The 17,593-nt window shown below is 69.6% G+C and carries 19 protein-coding genes; 10 read left to right on the forward strand and 9 right to left on the reverse strand.

All coding sequences use genetic code 11. The features are described 5' to 3' along the window. Positions 1 to 2 precede the first annotated feature (2 nt). From V5F66_RS18135 to V5F66_RS18155, 5 genes are all read right to left on the reverse strand, one after another. Positions 3 to 1,337, reverse strand: a complete 1,335-nt coding sequence (locus V5F66_RS18135; protein WP_394094430.1) for an ATP-binding protein — start codon at positions 1,335 to 1,337, stop codon at positions 3 to 5. Further along, complete coding sequence (locus V5F66_RS18140; RefSeq protein ID WP_394094431.1) at positions 1,334 to 2,044, reverse strand: response regulator; 711 nt, start codon at positions 2,042 to 2,044, stop codon at positions 1,334 to 1,336. The genes V5F66_RS18135 and V5F66_RS18140 overlap by 4 nt, the downstream gene beginning before the upstream one ends. 63 nt (positions 2,045 to 2,107) lie before the next feature. After that, positions 2,108 to 3,280, reverse strand: a complete 1,173-nt coding sequence (locus tag V5F66_RS18145) for a nickel/cobalt efflux transporter (protein WP_394094432.1) — start codon at positions 3,278 to 3,280, stop codon at positions 2,108 to 2,110. A gap of 12 nt (positions 3,281 to 3,292) precedes the next feature. Beyond that, the gene (locus V5F66_RS18150) at positions 3,293 to 3,571 is read right to left on the reverse strand and encodes a metal/formaldehyde-sensitive transcriptional repressor (protein WP_012115376.1); all 279 of its coding nucleotides are present in this window, start codon (positions 3,569 to 3,571) and stop codon (positions 3,293 to 3,295) included. 117 nt (positions 3,572 to 3,688) lie between these two features. Beyond that, the gene (locus tag V5F66_RS18155; RefSeq protein ID WP_394009195.1) at positions 3,689 to 3,973 is read right to left on the reverse strand and encodes a PepSY domain-containing protein; all 285 of its coding nucleotides are present in this window, start codon (positions 3,971 to 3,973) and stop codon (positions 3,689 to 3,691) included. A gap of 137 nt (positions 3,974 to 4,110) precedes the next feature. On the opposite strand from V5F66_RS18155, the gene V5F66_RS18160 reads away from it, so the two are divergent. From V5F66_RS18160 to V5F66_RS18200, 9 genes are all read left to right on the forward strand, one after another. After that, entirely contained in the window at positions 4,111 to 4,782 is a 672-nt protein-coding gene (locus V5F66_RS18160) for a response regulator transcription factor (protein WP_012115374.1), read from the forward strand. Between the two features lie 65 nt (positions 4,783 to 4,847). Further along, complete coding sequence (locus V5F66_RS18165) at positions 4,848 to 6,134, forward strand: sensor histidine kinase (protein WP_394094454.1); 1,287 nt, start codon at positions 4,848 to 4,850, stop codon at positions 6,132 to 6,134. A 92-nt stretch (positions 6,135 to 6,226) separates the two neighbouring features. Next, the gene (locus tag V5F66_RS18170) at positions 6,227 to 6,583 is read left to right on the forward strand and encodes a hypothetical protein (protein ID WP_394001166.1); all 357 of its coding nucleotides are present in this window, start codon (positions 6,227 to 6,229) and stop codon (positions 6,581 to 6,583) included. Positions 6,584 to 6,627: 44 nt separating this feature from the next. Further along, positions 6,628 to 7,098 carry a DUF2271 domain-containing protein gene (locus V5F66_RS18175; protein WP_012115371.1) on the forward strand — a complete coding sequence of 157 codons (471 nt, stop codon included), beginning with the start codon at positions 6,628 to 6,630 and terminating at the stop codon, positions 7,096 to 7,098. A 15-nt stretch (positions 7,099 to 7,113) separates the two neighbouring features. Next, the gene (locus V5F66_RS18180) at positions 7,114 to 9,312 is read left to right on the forward strand and encodes a PepSY domain-containing protein (protein ID WP_394094433.1); all 2,199 of its coding nucleotides are present in this window, start codon (positions 7,114 to 7,116) and stop codon (positions 9,310 to 9,312) included. Further along, positions 9,302 to 10,255: an FAD:protein FMN transferase gene (locus tag V5F66_RS18185; RefSeq protein WP_394094434.1), complete on the forward strand. Its 954-nt coding sequence runs from the start codon at positions 9,302 to 9,304 to the stop codon at positions 10,253 to 10,255. The genes V5F66_RS18180 and V5F66_RS18185 overlap by 11 nt, the downstream gene beginning before the upstream one ends. A gap of 237 nt (positions 10,256 to 10,492) precedes the next feature. Further along, positions 10,493 to 11,689 carry a lytic murein transglycosylase gene (locus tag V5F66_RS18190; protein ID WP_394094455.1) on the forward strand — a complete coding sequence of 399 codons (1,197 nt, stop codon included), beginning with the start codon at positions 10,493 to 10,495 and terminating at the stop codon, positions 11,687 to 11,689. A 127-nt stretch (positions 11,690 to 11,816) separates the two neighbouring features. Next, positions 11,817 to 12,281 (forward strand): hypothetical protein, encoded by a 465-nt coding sequence (locus V5F66_RS18195; RefSeq protein ID WP_394094435.1) that lies wholly within the window; start codon positions 11,817 to 11,819, stop codon positions 12,279 to 12,281. Between the two features lie 75 nt (positions 12,282 to 12,356). Continuing rightward, complete coding sequence (locus V5F66_RS18200; RefSeq protein WP_394094436.1) at positions 12,357 to 12,662, forward strand: hypothetical protein; 306 nt, start codon at positions 12,357 to 12,359, stop codon at positions 12,660 to 12,662. Between the two features lie 296 nt (positions 12,663 to 12,958). On the opposite strand, the gene V5F66_RS18205 is transcribed toward V5F66_RS18200, so the two are convergent. The 3 genes from V5F66_RS18205 to V5F66_RS18215 form a co-directional block, all read right to left on the reverse strand. After that, positions 12,959 to 13,198, reverse strand: a complete 240-nt coding sequence (locus tag V5F66_RS18205; protein WP_394001158.1) for a hypothetical protein — start codon at positions 13,196 to 13,198, stop codon at positions 12,959 to 12,961. 221 nt (positions 13,199 to 13,419) lie between these two features. Then, positions 13,420 to 14,055 (reverse strand): response regulator transcription factor, encoded by a 636-nt coding sequence (locus tag V5F66_RS18210; RefSeq protein WP_394094437.1) that lies wholly within the window; start codon positions 14,053 to 14,055, stop codon positions 13,420 to 13,422. Continuing rightward, positions 14,052 to 16,004: a sensor histidine kinase gene (locus tag V5F66_RS18215; RefSeq protein ID WP_394094438.1), complete on the reverse strand. Its 1,953-nt coding sequence runs from the start codon at positions 16,002 to 16,004 to the stop codon at positions 14,052 to 14,054. Before V5F66_RS18215 ends, V5F66_RS18210 begins: the two co-directional genes overlap by 4 nt. Before the next feature lie 239 nt (positions 16,005 to 16,243). Here V5F66_RS18215 and V5F66_RS18220 point away from each other — a divergent pair, with 239 nt between their 5' ends. Beyond that, a complete protein-coding gene (locus V5F66_RS18220; protein WP_394094439.1) occupies positions 16,244 to 16,486 on the forward strand; it encodes a hypothetical protein in 243 nt (80 codons plus the stop codon). Between the two features lie 32 nt (positions 16,487 to 16,518). On the opposite strand, the gene V5F66_RS18225 is transcribed toward V5F66_RS18220, so the two are convergent. Further along, positions 16,519 to 17,559: a YjbE family putative metal transport protein gene (locus V5F66_RS18225; protein WP_394094440.1), complete on the reverse strand. Its 1,041-nt coding sequence runs from the start codon at positions 17,557 to 17,559 to the stop codon at positions 16,519 to 16,521. Between the last annotated feature and the right edge of the window lie 34 nt (positions 17,560 to 17,593).

Consider the following 17,593-nt stretch of genomic DNA (forward strand, 5'->3'; position numbering starts at 1 on the left):
TATCAGATTGTTTCAGGCTGGACCTTGGGCAGACGCACCGTGACGACCAACCCGCCGCCAGCGCCGTTTTCGAGGGTCAGCGAGCCGCCATGCGCCTCAGCCACCGCGCGGGCGATGGGAAGGCCCAGCCCCACCCCGCCGGTGGAGCGGCTGCGGGAGGCTTCGAGCCGCACGAAGGGCTCCAGCACGGCGGCAAGCTGGTCATCGGGAATGCCGGGGCCCTCGTCCCGCACCGTCAGCACCGCCCCGCCGCCCTCCTCCGCAAGCACGACATGCGCTGCGCCGCCATAAAGGAGCGCATTCTCCAAGAGGTTCGACACCATCCGCTTCAGGCTGACGAGGCGGCCCGCCACGACGAGGCGCGGCGGCGCGGAAAGATCGGCGGCAAGGCCCCGGTCGCGGGCATTGTCCACCAGCGTCTCCACCAGCGCCACGAGGTCGAGCGGGCGCACCGGCTCCTCGCTGGCCTCGCCCCGCAGGTAGGACAGGGTGGCGTCCACCATCTGCTCCATCTCCGCCACATCCGCGGTCATGGCCGCGCGCAGGACCGGATCGCCCACGTCCTCCATGCGGAAGCGCAGGCGCGTCATGGGTGTGCGCAGATCGTGGGAGACCGCGGCAAGGGCCTGGGTGCGCCGTTCCATCAGCTCGGCGATGCGGGCCTGCATGCCGTTGAAGGCGTGGGCCAGCTCCCGCACCTCCTTGGGGCCGGTCTCCGGCAACCGCACCAGCGAGGCATCCGGAGGCAAGGTCGCGACGGTGCGCGCCATGGCCCGGAGCGGCCGCGTCAGCCAGGCGGCGATGGCGAGGGATAGCAGCAGCACGCCCGACGCCATGAGGGTCGTGGACAGCACCGATCCGTGCGCCCCGGCCGCCTGCGGCACGGAGGCGAACAGGCGGGCGTTCAGCCAGCTGCCGTCCGGAAGGCGCACGGCGACGAGGCTGAGGTGCGGGTCGGTGCCCGCCCCAACCAGCACGTCCCGTGGCCCGAGGTCGGGCGCCAGCGTGCGCACGTCGTCGGCGAGGCGCTGCCATCCCTCCACCACATGGGAGCCGGGCGCGGCCATGGCTTCCCGGCTCCAGTGGGCGTCGATGGCGCCGCCGGACAGGTCATGGGCCACATCCTCGCGGCTCTCCGGTGCCGCCGCCATGAGCGACCGGCGCAGCGAGACGATCTGGTCGGCGAGGCGGATCGCGTGGGCGGCGTGGCGCTCGCGCTCCATGGCGTGCTCGTAGGTCCACAGGCTCAGCAGATGCACGACAACGATGCCCAGCACCGCCACCACGGCGGTGCGCACGGCGAGGCTGTCCGATGCGTGTATGAGGGCGCGGATCACGAGCGTTCCACCTCCGGGACAAAGAAATATCCGGCGCCGCGCACGGTCTTCACCATCTCCGGCCCACCGTGGGATTCCAGCTTCTTGCGCAGCCGGCTGACCTGGATGTCGATGGCGCGGTCGAAGCCCGTGGCGGTGCGGTTCTTGGCGGCGTCCATCAGTTGGTCGCGGGTCAGTACCCTTTGGGGGTGTTCGAGGAAGGTCAGGAGCAGGTCGTATTCGCCGGTGGAGAGGTCCACCACGACGGCAGCCGGATTGGTGAGCTCGCGCCGGCGGGTGTCGAGCGTCCAGCCGGCGAAGTTGAGCAGGGAGCCGCCGGTCGCGACGCCACCGGAAGGCCGCATGCGCCGCAGCACCGCATGGATGCGCGCCAGCAGCTCGCGCGGATTGAACGGCTTCGACAGATAGTCATCCGCACCCAGCTCCAGCCCCACGATGCGGTCCACGTCGCTGCCGCGCGCGGTGAGCATGATGATGGGCACACTGGAGGTGCGGCGGATGTCCCGGCACAGGTCGAGCCCGCTCGCGCCCGGCAGCATGATGTCGAGGATGATGAGATCCACCGGCCCCGCCTTCATCGCCTCGCGCATCTCGCGCGCGTCCTGGGCCGTGGTGACCTTGTGCCCATGCTCGCGCAGGAACTTGCCGGCGAGGCGCCGGATCTCCGCGTCGTCGTCGACGATCAGGATATGGCCTTCGGGGGACACGGGGTGACGCACTCCTGCGTAGCCGTCCCGCAAGCGCGCCGGCGGCTTCGCGGACAAGCCCTTTTATCCCAGCAGGCCGGCTTCGCCATCTGAAGTTGGCAACGGCGAGAGAGCGCCCCGCACCGTGGCCGCGCTGATGCCGGCCGACGGCGCGTGCTCCCGTGAAAGACCATGCCAGCCCAGCCAGCCGGTATAAAGGCCAACCATCAGGATCAGCGCGGCCGAGGCATAGGGGGCGCGCCGGGCGAACGCACTGAAGCCTGACCAGCGCTGCGAGACGTGCCGGACGCTGAGCGCGGCGAGCACCCCGGCCGCAACCAGCGTGAGCGCCAGGCCGATGCTGAAGCACAGCACCAGCACGAAGCCGAGGCTGAACGCCTTCAGCTGCATGCAGATGAGCAGCACCGTGATCGCCGCCGGGCACGGGATCAGCCCGCCGGTCAGCCCGAAGAGGATGATCTGCCAGGTCGTCACCGAGCGGCCGGCAAAGCGATTGCGGATATCGGCGGCGTGGGCGCGGGCGTGGGCATCGTCCTCGTCGCCGAGATTCATGTGGGCGTGGTCATGCTCCTCGAAGGCGAGGGTATGAACCTCCTCCCCGCCGTCGGCGAGGGGCAGTCGCAGCACCACTGAAAAGGCATGGGGCTCAGGAATGTCGTGCGCGCTCTCGATGAACTCACCCCGGTTCACGAACGGGAAGACCTGGCGGCCACCGTCGGGCCTCAGGATTTCGAGACAGACGCGCTCGGCGTCAGGAAGCCTGCGCCCGGCGGGGCTGGAGATGCGCCAGCGCGGCGGCACGCCGTCCTCGAAGATGTCGAGCGCCAGTTCCCCCTCCACGGTCGGGACGAGACGGGTCTCGTCCTCATGGTGGTGGGGATGCACGGCGCTCTGCTCGCGCCATGTCCGCCGGGCCATCCAGGCGGCGATGGCGATGATCGCCACGGCTGAAGCGAGCTGGAAATAGGGTTCGCTGGCCTCGCCACCCCATTGCTGCCCGAAATACAGCCCGCCGAGGGCAATCAGCCAGACCACCGCCGTGTGCGAGGCCGTCGCGGCGAGGCCCAGCAGCACGGCCTGGGTCAGCGTGCCCCGGATGGCAATGATGAAGGCGGCCATCATCGTCTTGGAATGGCCTGGCTCGAGCCCGTGCAGGGCACCGAGCAGGATGGCCGAGGGGATGAACAGCCAGGCGTGTGCGGCCCCCTGCTGGAGCAGGTCTGTAAAGCCAGTCATCTTGCTCTCAGATCACTTGAGGTAGGTGCGGACGACCTCGATCAGGTCGGCCGCGCCCTTGGCACGCTCGGGGTCCGGCTCGGCATCCGGGTTCACGACGTGATGGCGGATGTGGTCCTCCATCAGCTCCGCCGTCAGTCCGTTGATGGCGCCGCGCATGGAGGCGACCAGCATCAGCACGTCGGTGCAGCCGAGTTCCGCCTCCAGAGCGCGCTCCACGGCTTCGGCCTGCCCCTTGATCCGGCGGATGCGGGCGAGAAGCTTGGTCTTGTGCTTGATCGTATGCGCCATGATCGATTTATAATATAGGGGGTTACCCTATGTAAACCACTCCCCTCCCCTTGCCGGACCCTATGGGAGTGGTGCGAAGATCCGCCGCCCGACACGGCACTCCTGCACGTCCACCTATCAGTCGTCGTCTGAATCGTCCGGCGTCCGTGGAATCCGCTGTAGGCTGGCGGGATCGTATTTCGCTTTCAGGCGCTCGCCGCGCGTATTGGTCGCCCTGACCTTGTAGCAGCCGTCGTCGGACCGGATCGAGAGCACGGTCCACCCCTCCCCCTCCAGCTTCTTCTGGAGGGCGTCGCGCGGCTGCCAGTCAGCCAGCGGCACGGTGCAGGCCCGATCGGCCACCGCCGGCCCCGCGCCGAGACACACGGCGAGAACCAGTGTCGCTGCAACTGTGCGTCTCACCAAAGCTCCTCCGACATGCGCGGCCCGCCACCAGAAAACACGCCGAACTGACACCCACCTGAACGCCCGCCGGAATTATGGCGCCCCACCGGCGCGGCCGCCGCGCTAAACTGGCAAGGAACACGCCGGGGCGACACATGCGGATTCTACTGGTCGAAGACGACCCTGTCCTCGGGATGGCCGTGCGCGACCAGATCGTCGCCGACGGGCATACGCCCGACTGGGTGACCCGTCTGGACGACGCCACCGAGGCGATCCATGCCGCCGCCTTCGAGCTGGTCCTGCTCGACCTGATGCTGCCGGACGGGCGCGGGTTGGATTTCCTGAAGCGCCTGAGAGTTGCGGGCGACGTCACGCCCGTCATCGTGCTGACGGCCCGGGACCAGATCTCCGATCGCATCGCGGCGCTCGATGCCGGCGCCGACGACTACCTGGTCAAGCCGTTCGACCTGTTCGAGCTCAGCGCGCGGATCCGGGCGGTGGGGCGGCGTTATGCCGGCAATCCCAATCCGCTGGTGTCGTTCGGCGATATCGAGGTGGATCTGGCCGCCCGCTCGGTGTGGCGGGCGGGGCGGCCGGTGGTGCTGACCGGTCGCGAATGGTCGCTGTTCGAGGCCTTCGTCCAGCGTCCCCACCAGCTCATGTCGAAGCCACAGCTCGAGGAGCGGCTCTATTCCTTCGATGCCGAGGTGGAGAGCAACACCATCGAGGTCTATGTCGGGCGCCTGCGCAAGAAGCTGGGAGCGCAGGTGATCGAGACGGTGCGCGGCATGGGCTATCGCCTCGGTGCGCCGGAGGTGCGTGCGTGAGCGGGCCGCGCCAGCCCGGCCGGTGGAGCCTGCGCCAACGCCTCGGGCTGGGGCTCGCGGGGGCGATGGCGGCGCTGTGGCTGGCCGCGGCCACGGTGGCAGGCCTCGTGCTGCAGCACGAGATCGGCGAGGTGTTCGACAGCGCGTTGCAGGAAGTGGCGCAGCGTGTGCTGCCGCTGGCCTATTCCGAGCTGCTCTCCCGCGAGGCCGGAGACGCGCCCCAGCACATGGCGCCCATCGGACCCCACCGGGAATACATCACCTATGTGGTGCGCGACGGCGCGGGCCGCGTGCTGCTCCAGTCCAGTGACGCCGAGCTCATGGCGATTCCGGCGGGCCTTGCCCCTGGCTTCCACAGCACCGACCGGCTGCGCACCTACACCGAGGCGGCGGTAAGCGGCACCATCGTGGTCACCACGGCCGAGGATCTCGGGCACCGCGCCGCGGCGGTGCGACGGGCCGTGGCGGCGCTGATCTGGCCTCTCGTCGCGCTGGTGCCCATCGCGCTCGCCGGTGTCTGGCTCTCGGTCCGGCTGTCGCTCAAGCCGGTGCTCGCCTTCCGCCGCGCCATCGAGGCGCGCGGGCACGGCAATCTCACGCCCGTGGCAACGGCGGGGTTGCCGGAGGAGGTTGCGCCCGTCGCGGCCGCGGTGAACGCGCTGCTGGACCGCCTGCGCGGAGCGCTCGATGCGGAGCGTGGCTTCACCGCCAACAGTGCCCACGAGTTGCGCACCCCCATCGCCGCGGCGCTGGCCCAGACCCAGCGCCTCATGGTCGAGCTGCCCGAAGGTCCGGAACAGGAACGGGCGCGCGCCATCGCGGGCGCCCTGCGCCGGCTCTCGCGCCTGTCCGAAAAGCTGCTGCAGCTTGCCAAGGCCGAGGGGGGCGGCCTCGTCGCCGAGGTGCCCGCGCCGCTCGCACCAGTGCTGCGCCACGTGGTCTCGGACATTGACCGCCAGACCGGCCGCGGCACCGACATCGCGCTGTCTATCCCGGCGAACGGCGGCCCGCTGTCCGATCTCGATCCGGACGCCTTCGCCATCCTCGCGCGCAACCTCATCGAGAACGCGCTGAAGCACGGCAAGCCCGAGACTCCGGTGGAGGTGCGGCTGGACGACGGCCTGTTCGAGGTCGCAAATTGCGGCCCCGTCGTGCCGGCAGACGTTCTGGCGGGCCTCGTGCGCCCGTTCCAGCGCGGCCCCACGGGCGCGGAAGGCTCCGGCCTCGGCCTCGCGATCGCCGCCGCCATCTGCCGCGGCGCGGGCCTCACCCTCGACCTTGCCTCGCCGATCCCGGGCGCGGCGGACGGCTTCCGCACCACGGTCCGCTTCCCCGCCGCGCCGCGATCCTGACGGGAAGCTGAACGCAGATCCGCATCCGCTTCAGGTCGCCGTCAGATGGGGACGCAAGGGTACTCCCGGTCAACACCCGCCGGGAGGCCCCCATGAAGCCACGGACCCTCATCGCAGCGTCCCTTCTCCTGTCCACCGCCGGCCTCGGCGTCGTCCTGGCGGCGACGCAGGCCGACCACCTGGGCCACCGCTTCCGCACCCACCACGACAGCGAGGAAGCCACCGCCCCTCGCCCGCTCCGCGTCGCGCAGAAGGATCGCGAGCGCGGCGAAGACGAGCGGCATCACGGCCGCCGCCATCACGCGGAGGACGACGATGATGATGATGATGACGACGAGGGTGGCCGCCGCGGCGCAATCCCGCAGGCCGGCCCGGCCGATCCCGGCGCCCCGGTGCCCGACAACGGCCTCTTCAACGGCAAGGCCCGCCCGAAGGTCGAGGTGCAGTGAGCCGCTGCCGACCCTCTCCCCCTTTCTCCCCCAGGAACAGACCGATGAAATTCATCCTCCCCGCCGTGGCTGCCACCGCCGCCTTGATCGCCCCGGTGGTCGCCGAGGCCCGCCAGGTCACCTTCGAGACCACCCTCAAGGCCTATGGCGGCAACGGCGCCTATGTGGCGCTCTACGTCACCGATGCCGCGGGCGCCTACAAAGGCACTTTGTGGATGGCTGGCGGCAAGGCGAAATACTACCGCCACCTCAGTGACTGGCAGCGCGCCTCCGGCGGGCGGGCGACCGAGATCGACGGCATCACCGGCGCCAGCATCGGCTCCGGCAAGACACTGAAGATCAGCCTCGACCTCGCCGACGCCATGATCGACGCCGGATACAAGGTCCATGTCGACACCGCCGTGGAGGACGGCCTGGACAATCCCTCCGAAGTGGTGGTGCCGCTCGACACCGCAGCCTCGGGCAAGCCGGTGCCCGGCAAGGGCTACGTCAAATCCTTCTCGGTCACCTTCTGAACCTGACAGGTCCTCATGCTTCGCCGCCTTCATGCGCTGCCGGGTCTGGTGCTTGCGCTCGGCCTCACCGTCACCGCCCTCTCCGGCGCCGCGCTCTCCATCCAGCCGGCGCTCGACCGCCTCGCTGCGCCGGCAATCCCGTCCGGCACCAGCGTGGCGGCGCTCGCCGAGGCGGTGTCCGTCCGCCACCAGAGCGTCGATGCCATCCGCCTCAGGGCGGACGGAAGCCTCACCGTCGCCTTTAACGATGGCGGCGGGCGCGGCGTGGAGCAGGTCGATCCTGCCACCGGCGCGGGTCTCGGCCCCTACCGGGTTTCCGCGACGACGCGTTTCGTGACGAACCTGCATCGTGCCTTCCTTTCCGGCGATGCCGGACGCGCCGTGGCGGGGATCTGCGCCCTCGCCATGCTCATCCTGTCGGTCTCGGGCGCCGTCCTGCTTGCCCGCCGCCTCGGCGGCGCGGGCGCATTGCTGCGCCCCATCCGGGGCACGCCGGCGCAGCGCTGGCACGGCGAGCTCGGCCGCCTCGCCGCCACCGGCCTCATCCTCTCATCCCTCACGGGACTGTGGATGTCGGCGGGCAGCTTCGGCCTCATCCCCGGGACCGAGGGCACGGCACCGGAAGTCGTGGCGAGCGGCGGCGTGCCAGCGCCGATCGGAACGCTGGCGGCGCTGCGGTCCGTCGATGTGACGCGCATGCGCGAACTGACCTTCCCCGCCCCCGGCGATCCGACCGACACCTACGGCCTGCGGACGGCGGCGGGCGAAGCGCGGATCGATGCGGCGACGGGCGCGGAGCTGTCCTTCACCCCCGCGACGCCGCTCGACCGCCTGAACGACCTGGTGCGCACCCTCCATACCGGCCGGGGCGCCTGGACGTTCGGGCTTCTGCTCGGCCTTTCGGCGGCCACGGTCCCGGTGCTGGGTGCGACCGGCGTCGTGATGTGGTGGCGCCGCCGCGCCGCCCGGCCGCGCATTGCGATGAACGTCCCCCTGCGCACCGCCGACACTCTCATCCTGGTGGGCAGCGACGGCAATTCCACCTGGGGATTTGCCGCGACGCTCCACGCCGCGCTGACCCGCGCCGGCCATCGCGTCCACACCACGGCCATGAATGAGTTCCGAGCGCTCCCCGAGGCCACGCAACGCCTGCTGGTCCTGGCCGCGACCCACGGGGACGGCGCGGCTCCCGGCTCGGCGAGCTCGTTCCTGTCGCGCCTCGCGCACCTCGCGCCCCGGCTGGACCGCCGGGTACCGGTGGCGGTGCTCGGCTTCGGCGACCGCACCTTCCCCCGCTTCTGCGGCTATGCCGAGCAGGTGTCGGCCGCGTTCGCGGCGCAGGGCTTTCCGCAACTCCAGCCCCTGAAGCGCATCGACCGTCGCTCGGCGCAGGAATTCGCGCAGTGGGGCCGCGACCTCGGATCCAGCCTCGGCCACGATCTGGTGCTCGAACATACGGCGGAGCGGCCGAAGACCCTCGCGCTCGAACTGGCGTCGCGCGAGGACTACGGCGCGGCCATCGGCGCACCGGTGGCGATCCTGCGGTTTCGCGGGCCCGGACGGGGCGCGGCTGCGGGACGCCTGCCGGCCTTCGAGCCTGGCGACCTTCTGGGCATTCTCGCGCCGGGGGCCGACATGCCGCGGTTCTACTCTCTCGCATCGTCGTCGCGGGACGGGATGGTGGAAATCTGCGTCCGCCTGCGCGCGGGCGGGCTCTGCTCCACCTTCCTGCATGGCCTTGCGCCGGGCGACAGGGTGGAAGCGTTCGTCCGCGCCAATCCCGTCTTCCGGCCGGCCAAGGGCCGGGCGCCGCTCATCCTGATTGGCGCCGGCGCCGGCATCGGCCCGCTCGCCGGGCTGGTGCGGGCCAACGCGGCGGGTCGGCCGGTCCACCTCTATTGGGGCGGCCGGAGCCCCTCGTCCGACTTCCTCTACGAGCACGAACTGGCCCAGCACCTCGCAGAGAAGCGCCTGACCTCGCTCCAGACGGCCTTTTCGCGCGGCCCGGATGGCCGGGCCTATGTGCAGGACCGCATCGCCGCCGATGCCCCCCGCCTGCGCGAGCTGGTGAGGCAGGGCGCGCAGATCCTGGTATGCGGCGGCCGCGACATGGCCGAGGCGGTGACGCGTGCCTTCGAGCCGGTGGTGCGACCGCTGGGCCTCGATCTTGCGACCCTCAAATCTCACGGACGCTACGTCGAAGATGTCTACTGAGCCGGTTTCCCGACCCTCGGCCTCGGCGCTGAGCCGCCACGCGCTGAGCGGCCCCGCCATGGGGTCGCGCTGGTCCGCTGTCTTCTGGTCGAACGCAAAGGTCGATATCGACGCGCTGACCGGCCGTCTCCAGGCGGCTGTCGATCGCGTGGAGCAGCAGATGTCGGCGTGGCGGCGCGATTCCGACCTCGAACGCCTCAACGCCACGCCAATCGGCGCGTGGACGGCGATCCCGCGAGAGCTGTCGAAGGTGCTCGCCACCGCGCTCGACATCGGCCGCCGCTCGGAGGGCGCGTTCGACATCGGCGTCGGCGACCTTGTCCGGGCCTGGGGCTGCGGCGGTGGATCCCGCACGCCCGATGCGGAACTGATCGCCGGGCTCGCCGGACACCCCTCGTTCGAGCCGCCGAAGACGCTGCAACTCGACATGGCCGGCGGCCGGGCCCGGCGCCTCGCGCCGCTGCGGCTGGACCTGTCCGGTATCGCCAAGGGCTTCGGCGTGGACGAACTGGCGCGGGAGTTGGGCGCGACCGGCTGCTCCTGCTGGCTGGTGGGCATCGACGGCGAGATGCGGGCCGAGGGCGTGAAGCCGGATGGGCGCCCCTGGGCCGTCGCCCACGAGAAGCCGGTTCCCGGCGCGCGGGAGGTCCTCGGCATGCTGGAGCTCTCGGGCGCCGCCGTCGCCACCTCCGGCTCGTATCGCCATCGTGTCGAGGTTGACGGGCGAACCACCTCTCACACCATGGACCCACGCCGCGGCGCGCCGCTGGACAATGATCTGTCCGCCGTCACCGTCCTTGCCGAAACCTGCATGGTGGCGGACGCCTGGGCCACCGCGCTGCTGGTGGCCGGCGCCGTGCGCGGACCCGAGCTCGCCCGCAGGCAGGGCCTCGCCGCCCTGTTCGTGCGAACCGATGGCACGGTGCTGGAAGCCTGGCCTTGAGCTGCTTGACCTTGTGCCGCCTTAACCACAAGGGCAGCCCATCGACCTGTTCCATGCCACCGCGGGCGTCGGTGCGGCCTCAAGGCGGGACTTTGCCGCCGGCGGCTTTGCCGTCGGCGAGCCTTTCCGCCCGCGTTCACGCCAGCGCCGCCCCGTGCTAGCGTCGCGGATGCCCGATTTCGACATCAAAACGTGAGCGGTTCCTTGCCATCAGCTTGCCGCACCCTCCTCCTCGCCCTGCTGCTGTCGGCGCTGGCGCTTCAAGCTTCCGCCCATGCGGCTGACGCCGCCTTCACTCAGTTCATCGCCTCCCTCTGGCCGCAGGCCCAGGCGGCCGGGGTTTCCCGCGCGACGTTCGAGCGGGAAACGCGCGGCCTGGAGCCGGACTATAAGTTGCCCGATCTCGCCCTGCCGGGGCGGCCCGCGACAGGCGCGTCGGCGCAGGCCGAGTTCGTGCAGGTTCCCGCGAGCTATGTGAAGGAGGCCACCATCGCCCGGCTTGCCGCCGACGGGCAGCGGCTGATGCAGAAGCATCGCGCCGCCCTCGACCAGATCGAAAGCCGGTTCGGCGTGCCGGGGACCATGGTGCTGGCGCTGTGGGGCCGCGAGACCGATTACGGCCGCTACACCTCCCCCTATGACACCCTGCGCGTGGTGGCGACACAGGCCTATGCGGGGCGCCGCAAGGACCAGTATCGCGACGAGTTCATCCTCGCACTGAAAATCCTCGATGAGGGCGCGGTGGCGCGCAAGGACTTCCGCTCCTCCTGGGCCGGCGCCACCGGCCTCACGCAATTCCTGCCATCCGAATACTTCAAGCACGGCGTCGATCTCGACGGCGATGGCCGCGTGGATATCTGGCATTCGGTGCCCGATGCGCTGGCCTCCGCCGCCAAGCAGCTGGCCGACAAGGGCTGGCAGCCCGGCGTGCGCTGGGCCTATGAGGTCCGCGCGCCGGCCAACGCTGACTGCACCCTGGGCGTGCCGGAGGTGAAGAAGCCCATCGGGGAGTGGCTGCGCACCGGGTTCGCGCCGTTCGCGCGGATCTCGGCCGGCGAGCAGGCGCAGCCGGCGTCGTTGCTCCAGCCCGAGGGCATCTACGGCCCCTCGTTCCTCACCACGGCCAACTATTTCGTGATCAAGCAGTACAATTTCTCCGACCTCTACGTGCTGTTCGTCGGTCATCTCTCCGACCGTATCGCCGGCGCCGGGCCCTTCGCCACGCCGTGGGCGGCTTCGACCCAGCTGCGCACGACCTCGGTCGCGGCGATGCAGAAGCATCTGACGCGCGTCGGCCTCTACGCCGACAAGATCGACGGCAAGGCGGGGATGCTGACCCGCGCCGCCCTCGGCGCCTACCAGAAATCGGCCGGGCTGAAGGTGGATTGCTGGCCGAGCGAGGCGGTGCTGCAATCCATGGGCGCGGCGCGGTAGCGGCCCGAGCCGGCCCGCTGCAACCGGTCACAAGCTCCCCGCTCCAATCTGGCGCGCAATATGCCTTATGCGGCCCGGACCCGGCTTTTGGTCGGGTTTGCGACATCGAGCCATACAGGAGCAGCTCTTGCCCGCATTGCAGGAAACCCGCACCGCCGTGACATTGGCGCCCGCAAAGCCTGCCGGATTGGCCGATCTGGGCGTGCCGTCGGTCGATGCCGCCCTGGTCAAGAAGGGACGCGTGCACGAGTTCCCGCAGCTTCTGGCGGACGGCAAGATCGGCCGTCGCTTCCAGGACCTTCGCGTCATCGGGATCAAGACGATGGAGGCCGGGGTTCCGTCGGCCAAAGTGTTCATCCAGTTCGAGGTGTTCGGCGACGACACCGCAGCGGCGACAAGCGGAGGCGGGTTCGAAGCAACGCTGTTTGCGGGCGCGCAGCCATTGGCCAGCCTGTCCTCCAGCGTGCTGTTCCTGCCCTACGCCAATTTCTGGTATCCGAACCGCTTTGTGTTCGAGGTGCCGATGGCGGATTTCGATCAGGCCGACCGCTTGGATTTCATCGCGAAGCCGGAGGAGGTTCGCGCTGTCTAGCGGGGTGTTGATCGGCGCGCGCCCCGTATCTTTCAAGATACAGGGCTGTCCACGACCCATATTGGGCAACGACACATGAGCTATCCTCTCGTCAAGCGCGTGCCGCATCGGAGGCTCGGCGACATGCTGAGGATGATGTTGAGCGACAAGTTGTATTTCGATCTGACCCTGGAAGAGGGCCGGACCTTGTCGCGCGCCTTCACCGCCGTTGCCTTTGACTGGCGGCGGACCGATTCCATCTACCTGAGCCCGGTCGGGAGCGACGATGAATTCTCGGCGGCCGTCACCCAGGACGGCCTTCATGTGGAAACGGCGGAGGGGCGCCGCCATCTGAATTGGGACGATGTGACGGAACTGGCAGAGCGGCTGGCGGTGGAGTGACGCGCAAGCCTGTTGCGCGCATTCCGGCGCTCAGTTCCCCCTCGGCGGCGGCGGTTTGACCCCGACGCAGGAAGGAGGCGGCTGGTTCGTGCGCCCTTCGGGCCGGTCCACATCGCGCCGCCGGCCACCTCATAGGCCGCGCAGGCACCTTCAAGATGGGCTTCTCCGCCCTGGGCGGGGCAGCGGACTATCCGCCGCGACCGGGCCTTGCGGCGCGATCGCGGCGGCCCTGGTCGGCGGCTACCGGTCTAGCCCGCCACCGCGGAGGACGGGGCGGGAGACGTGATGACCGCAGATCAAGCCCATTGTCCGGCGTGGTTCTTGATGGCCGCGTCGGTCTTGCGCTTCACGGCGTCGAGGGTGAACGTGGCCGGCGCCTGCATGGGCAGATCGTAGATGGCGATGGCGGCCAGCCTGCCCACCGCCTCCCGGACGCCGACGCAGCGCCAGAACGCGAGGGCCCGGAACTCGAGGGCCCGGAACTCGAGGGCGGAGAAGTCGTTCATGTAGCCGCCGCCGAGGGTGTTGACACGCAATGAGCGACGCCTCCCCGTGACGCGCGTCATCGACACGGGACTTGCCACGCATCTTTGGAGCCGGAACGCCCTTCGGACCATCCGTAAAAGGGGCCATACGCGATGCCCGAAAGGGCAGAGGGATATTTCAGGATACGCCTCTGCCGCACGGGCCCGCCTTGGGCGCGGATCACAAAAACGGGGAGACCTGTACCGAACGACAAAGTCCCGGCCCCGTGCGCTCACCTTGAGTCTAGCGGGCCTTCCGGCAGGCGCTGCAGCCGTTCGGCAAGGCGCCCCAGCTCGGCGGCCGATTCGGCTCCGAGCTTGGTCATGAGCTGCGCGCGCTGCGCCTTTACGGTGCGCTCGGCGATGCCGAGTTCATCGGCGATCTGTTTGTTCAGCTTGCCCGCCACCACCAGGTCGAACACTTCGCGCTCACGCTGCGTCAGCAGAGCGAAGCGGGCCCGCAGGTCCTGCGCATCCGCGCGTGCGGCCCGCAGCCGCCTGTCCCGCTCAAGCGCGCGATGGACGGCATCCAGCAGCACCTGCGGCTCCACCGGCTTCATGAGGAAATCCACCGCCCCCGCCTTCATGGCCTCCACGCTGCAGGCCACATCCGCATGGGCGGTGAAGAAGATCACGGGCAGCGTTGCGCCGAGATTCTGAAGGGCCCGCTGCAGCTCCAGTCCGGACGGCCCGGGCATCCTGAGATCCAGCAGGAGACAGCCGGGACCCTGCGGCAGCGGATGGAGCAGGAAATCGCCGGCGGAGGCGTAGGCCCGCACCTCCAGGCCGGCGGCGGTCAGCAGTCGCACCACGGCGGTGCGCAGGGAATCGTCGTCGTCCACCACGTGGACCAGAGGTGACGAACTCATGCTCTCCCAACCCATGCGCTGCCGCCGGGCGCGACCCGGGGAAGCTGGATGGTGAAAGTGGCGCCCTCCCCCGGCGCGCTCTCGGCCGTGATGGTGCCACCATGGGCCTCGACCAGCGTGCGCGCAATGGACAGGCCGAGGCCGATGCCCTTGCGTTTGGTGGTGAAGAAGGAGTCGAACAGCTTCGGCAGGTGTTCCGCAGTAATGCCGTGTCCACGGTCGCGCACCCGGATGGTCGCGTCGGTGGCCGAGCCTTCGAGCGAGAGGACGATGTTGCGCTGCTCCTCGGGAGTATCCGCCAGCGCGTCCATGGCATTCATGATCAGGTTGATGAGCACCTGCTGGAGCTGGATGCGGTCGCCCACCACCGTGATTGTCTCCCCCACCGGCCGTGCGCTCAGGGCGATGCGCCGGCGGCGGGCCTCGGCATTCAGCAGGGCGATCACGTCGCTCAGGATGTCGTTGAGGTCGACGGGCTGGCGCTCCACCTCGTGCTTGGCAAGCAGCGCCCGCAGCCGGCGGATGACCTCGCTCGCCCGCAGGTCGTCGCGCCTGATGTCGGCTAGGATGTCCTTAAGTTCGCCGGGCCGTGCGGTGCCGCGGTCCAGCATCATTGCCGCCGCCGCCGCATTGCTCAGGATGGCGGCCAGCGGCTGATTGATCTCGTGGGCGATGGAGCCGGTCAGTTCCCCCGCCACCGCCAGCCGGGACGCATGGGCCAGCTCGAACCGATGGCGGTCCACGCTCGACTGCGCCAGGCGCCGGCGGTTGCGCTCAAGCAGCAGGGCGGTCAGAAGCAGGCTCTGCAACAGGAAGGCCAGGGCAACCGCCATCGCCTCCTTCCGGTAGGTCTGCCAGAACCCGGGCGCGCGGAACTGGATGACCGCATCAGCCGGCACCGCATCCGGATCGATGCCCCAGCGCTCGATCTGCCGCCAGTCCACATAAAGCGCGGACGGCATCATCTGCGGCAGGCGCAGGGTGGCAGCCGCCTGCCCGTCCAGCAGGCGATTGGCGATGGCCCCGCCCTCACGGCCCATGGCCTCGAAACTGGTCATCCATCCGCCCACGACACCGGTGCCGATGAAGGTGACGAAGGGTCCGTAGACCGGCGCCGTCGCCGCCTGCGCGATCAGCCGCACCGAGTCCGCCGGAAGGTAGATGCTGCCCGCCCCGTCGCGGAAAAACCCGGGCGTGGCCACCACGGTGTCGGGACCCAGCTCCGCCACCCGCTTCAACACCTCCGCCATGGGGCGCCCTGCAAGCATCTCGATGCTCACCCGGCCTTCGAAGCCTCCGGCCGCCCGGCGCAGGTCCTGTTCCCATTCCCGATCACGCTCGGCCGCGCCGGTGATCAGGACCAGATGCCGGGCCTGCGGATGCCATTTCAACGCCTGCGCGACGGTGGCGGCGAAATCCTGCGCGAAGGGCACGCCCACCACGTCTTCAGGCAGCGGCGGGCGGGAGGCCAGGAAGGAACTCGCGACGCCCACATGGACCACCGGCACCTGCGGAAAAAGCTCGGCCCGGGTGTTCAGCACGAAGTCGAGCGCAGTGTCGCCGGCGACGATGATGACGCCGGGCGGTCGCGCCGCGTATTTCTCACGCAGGAAGCGCGTGATGGTTCCCACGTAGGCCGCGCCGCTGAAGCGCGGATAATCCAGAAACTCGGTGCTGATCTCGGTGCTGCGGTCCACCTCCCCCAGCGCGCTGGTGATGCCCCGGTCGCCCAGCACGTTGGCCGGCAACAGGCGGTTGTTCTCGAACAGGACCAGCACATGACGGCGGGCGGTCTCGGCGCGGGCGGGGGCCACCGCTCCCATCAACACGAGGCAGATCGCGACGCCGCGCCAGGCGAGCCAGATGACGCGCCAGCGCCCATGTGGCAGATCCGGGCCGAAGCCGTCTGCGCGCGTGCCGTGATTGGATCTCTCCGGTGTCACGTCCACCCCGACCCCCTGCCCTCGACAGGCCGCACAGTTGGGGCCACCTCGCACGCGGGCGCAAGGGGTGGCGCCTGTCCGCTCCGGTCGCGACCTGCGGCGGGCGAACTGGTTCCATCAGATCCGGAGCACGGCAAATGGCGTGTAAAGCGGGTCAGCACTGACGTTCCGGCACCGTCGAATGGCCATCGCTTCGGTGCTAGCTTCGCCACGGGACCTTTCAAGGTCCGGTGGGAGGATCGACAATGAAAACATTCGCCCTCGCCTTGGCCCTCCTGGCCGTTTCGGCCGCCGGCGCCTTCGCGGAAACCTGCACCGCCACCGTTGCCAGCAAGAGCCTGGCGGGCGCAGCCAAGACCAGCTTCCTCACCAAGTGCCAGAAGGATGCAACCGCCGCCTGCGAGACACAGGCCGCGGAGAAGAAGCTCTATGGCGCGGCCAAGAAGAGCTTCACCACCAAGTGCGTGGCGGACGCGGTCGGCAAGTAGGGCGCGGCGACAGGAGGCCCAGAGGCAGCCGGCTAGCCGAGCCGGCTGCCGGCGGCCACGACGGTCGCCATCACCACCGCTATGACGCAGAACAAGAGGATGAGGCCGACGAGGACCAGCCGGTCCCCCTTGCTTTCCGTCGGGGCGACGGCCCCCTGGTCGTCCTTGGCCGCCAGCAGGACGCCGGGCGAAGCCGGAAGGGATGCGGCGAGAAGAACAGGCGCGGACGCATCCACGTCCAGAGCACGCGGCTCCAGCGCGCGCGGCGCGGGCGCCTCGACTTTGCGGGGCGCGGGTCGCGCCGGCGTGCGGGGTTTTGCTTCGGCGCGGCTCGGCGTGCCGCCGCTGGCCACGGCAACATTTGCCTCCCTGAAACGCGCCTGCGCCGTGATCCGGCCCTCGACCAGCACGAACACCACCGATGCCAGCGGCACCAGCACCGACAGCGCTTCGGCGTGCCTTGCGATCCAGCCGGACCACAGCGGGTCGGACACGATCATCCCGCCCGCCACCCAGCCGAGGAAAGCGGTGCCGACGAGGATGATCGCCGGAAAATGCTTCATCGCCTCCGTGACGACGAAGCTTCCGAAGAAGATCAGGGGCACGCTGAACAGCAACCCGCCGATGAGATAGAGCAGGTTGCCTTCCGACACGGCGGCGAGGGCCACCACATTGTCGAGGCTCATGATCGCGTCCACGATCAGGATGACGAAAACCGCCCCCATGAAGCCGCTGTCGTTGCTGATCGCCGGGTCAAGGCCGGGGCTCGGCTCGCCCTCCCGCCGCCGCAGATGTTCTCCCGCGAGCAGGTTGATGGCGATGACGAAGAGCAGCGCCCCGCCGATGATCTTCAGCAGCGGGATGGTGAGCAGGATCCCCGCCACCGCCGCGATGACCAGCCGGAAGAAGATTGCCCCCGCCGCGCCGAGCGCGACCGCCTTCGGCACCTGCTGCGCCGGCAGGCCGCGACAGGCCAGCGCAATGACGATGGCGTTGTCGCCGCTGAGCAACAGGTCGATGAAGAAAATCTTCAGGCTGATGCCGAACCAGGAAAGATCAGCGCCGAGATCCATGGGGTGCGTCCTCTACGGTCAACACGCGGGGCCG

Source organism: Xanthobacter versatilis (assembly GCF_043193975.1).
GTDB lineage: Bacteria > Pseudomonadota > Alphaproteobacteria > Rhizobiales > Xanthobacteraceae > Xanthobacter > Xanthobacter autotrophicus_E.

Coding starts and splice junctions, on each gene's coding strand:
- V5F66_RS18150 (WP_012115376.1), bottom strand. CDS start 3,571: ATGGCGCATACGATCAAGCACAAGACCAAGCTTCTCGCCCGCATCCGC.
- V5F66_RS18210 (WP_394094437.1), bottom strand. CDS start 14,055: ATGAGTTCGTCACCTCTGGTCCACGTGGTGGACGACGACGATTCCCTG.
- V5F66_RS18225 (WP_394094440.1), bottom strand. CDS start 17,559: ATGGATCTCGGCGCTGATCTTTCCTGGTTCGGCATCAGCCTGAAGATT.
- V5F66_RS18220 (WP_394094439.1), top strand. CDS start 16,244: ATGAAAACATTCGCCCTCGCCTTGGCCCTCCTGGCCGTTTCGGCCGCC.
- V5F66_RS18185 (WP_394094434.1), top strand. CDS start 9,302: ATGTCTACTGAGCCGGTTTCCCGACCCTCGGCCTCGGCGCTGAGCCGC.
- V5F66_RS18170 (WP_394001166.1), top strand. CDS start 6,227: ATGAAGCCACGGACCCTCATCGCAGCGTCCCTTCTCCTGTCCACCGCC.
- V5F66_RS18145 (WP_394094432.1), bottom strand. CDS start 3,280: ATGACTGGCTTTACAGACCTGCTCCAGCAGGGGGCCGCACACGCCTGG.
- V5F66_RS18180 (WP_394094433.1), top strand. CDS start 7,114: ATGCTTCGCCGCCTTCATGCGCTGCCGGGTCTGGTGCTTGCGCTCGGC.
- V5F66_RS18160 (WP_012115374.1), top strand. CDS start 4,111: ATGCGGATTCTACTGGTCGAAGACGACCCTGTCCTCGGGATGGCCGTG.
- V5F66_RS18175 (WP_012115371.1), top strand. CDS start 6,628: ATGAAATTCATCCTCCCCGCCGTGGCTGCCACCGCCGCCTTGATCGCC.
- V5F66_RS18165 (WP_394094454.1), top strand. CDS start 4,848: ATGGCGGCGCTGTGGCTGGCCGCGGCCACGGTGGCAGGCCTCGTGCTG.
- V5F66_RS18200 (WP_394094436.1), top strand. CDS start 12,357: ATGAGCTATCCTCTCGTCAAGCGCGTGCCGCATCGGAGGCTCGGCGAC.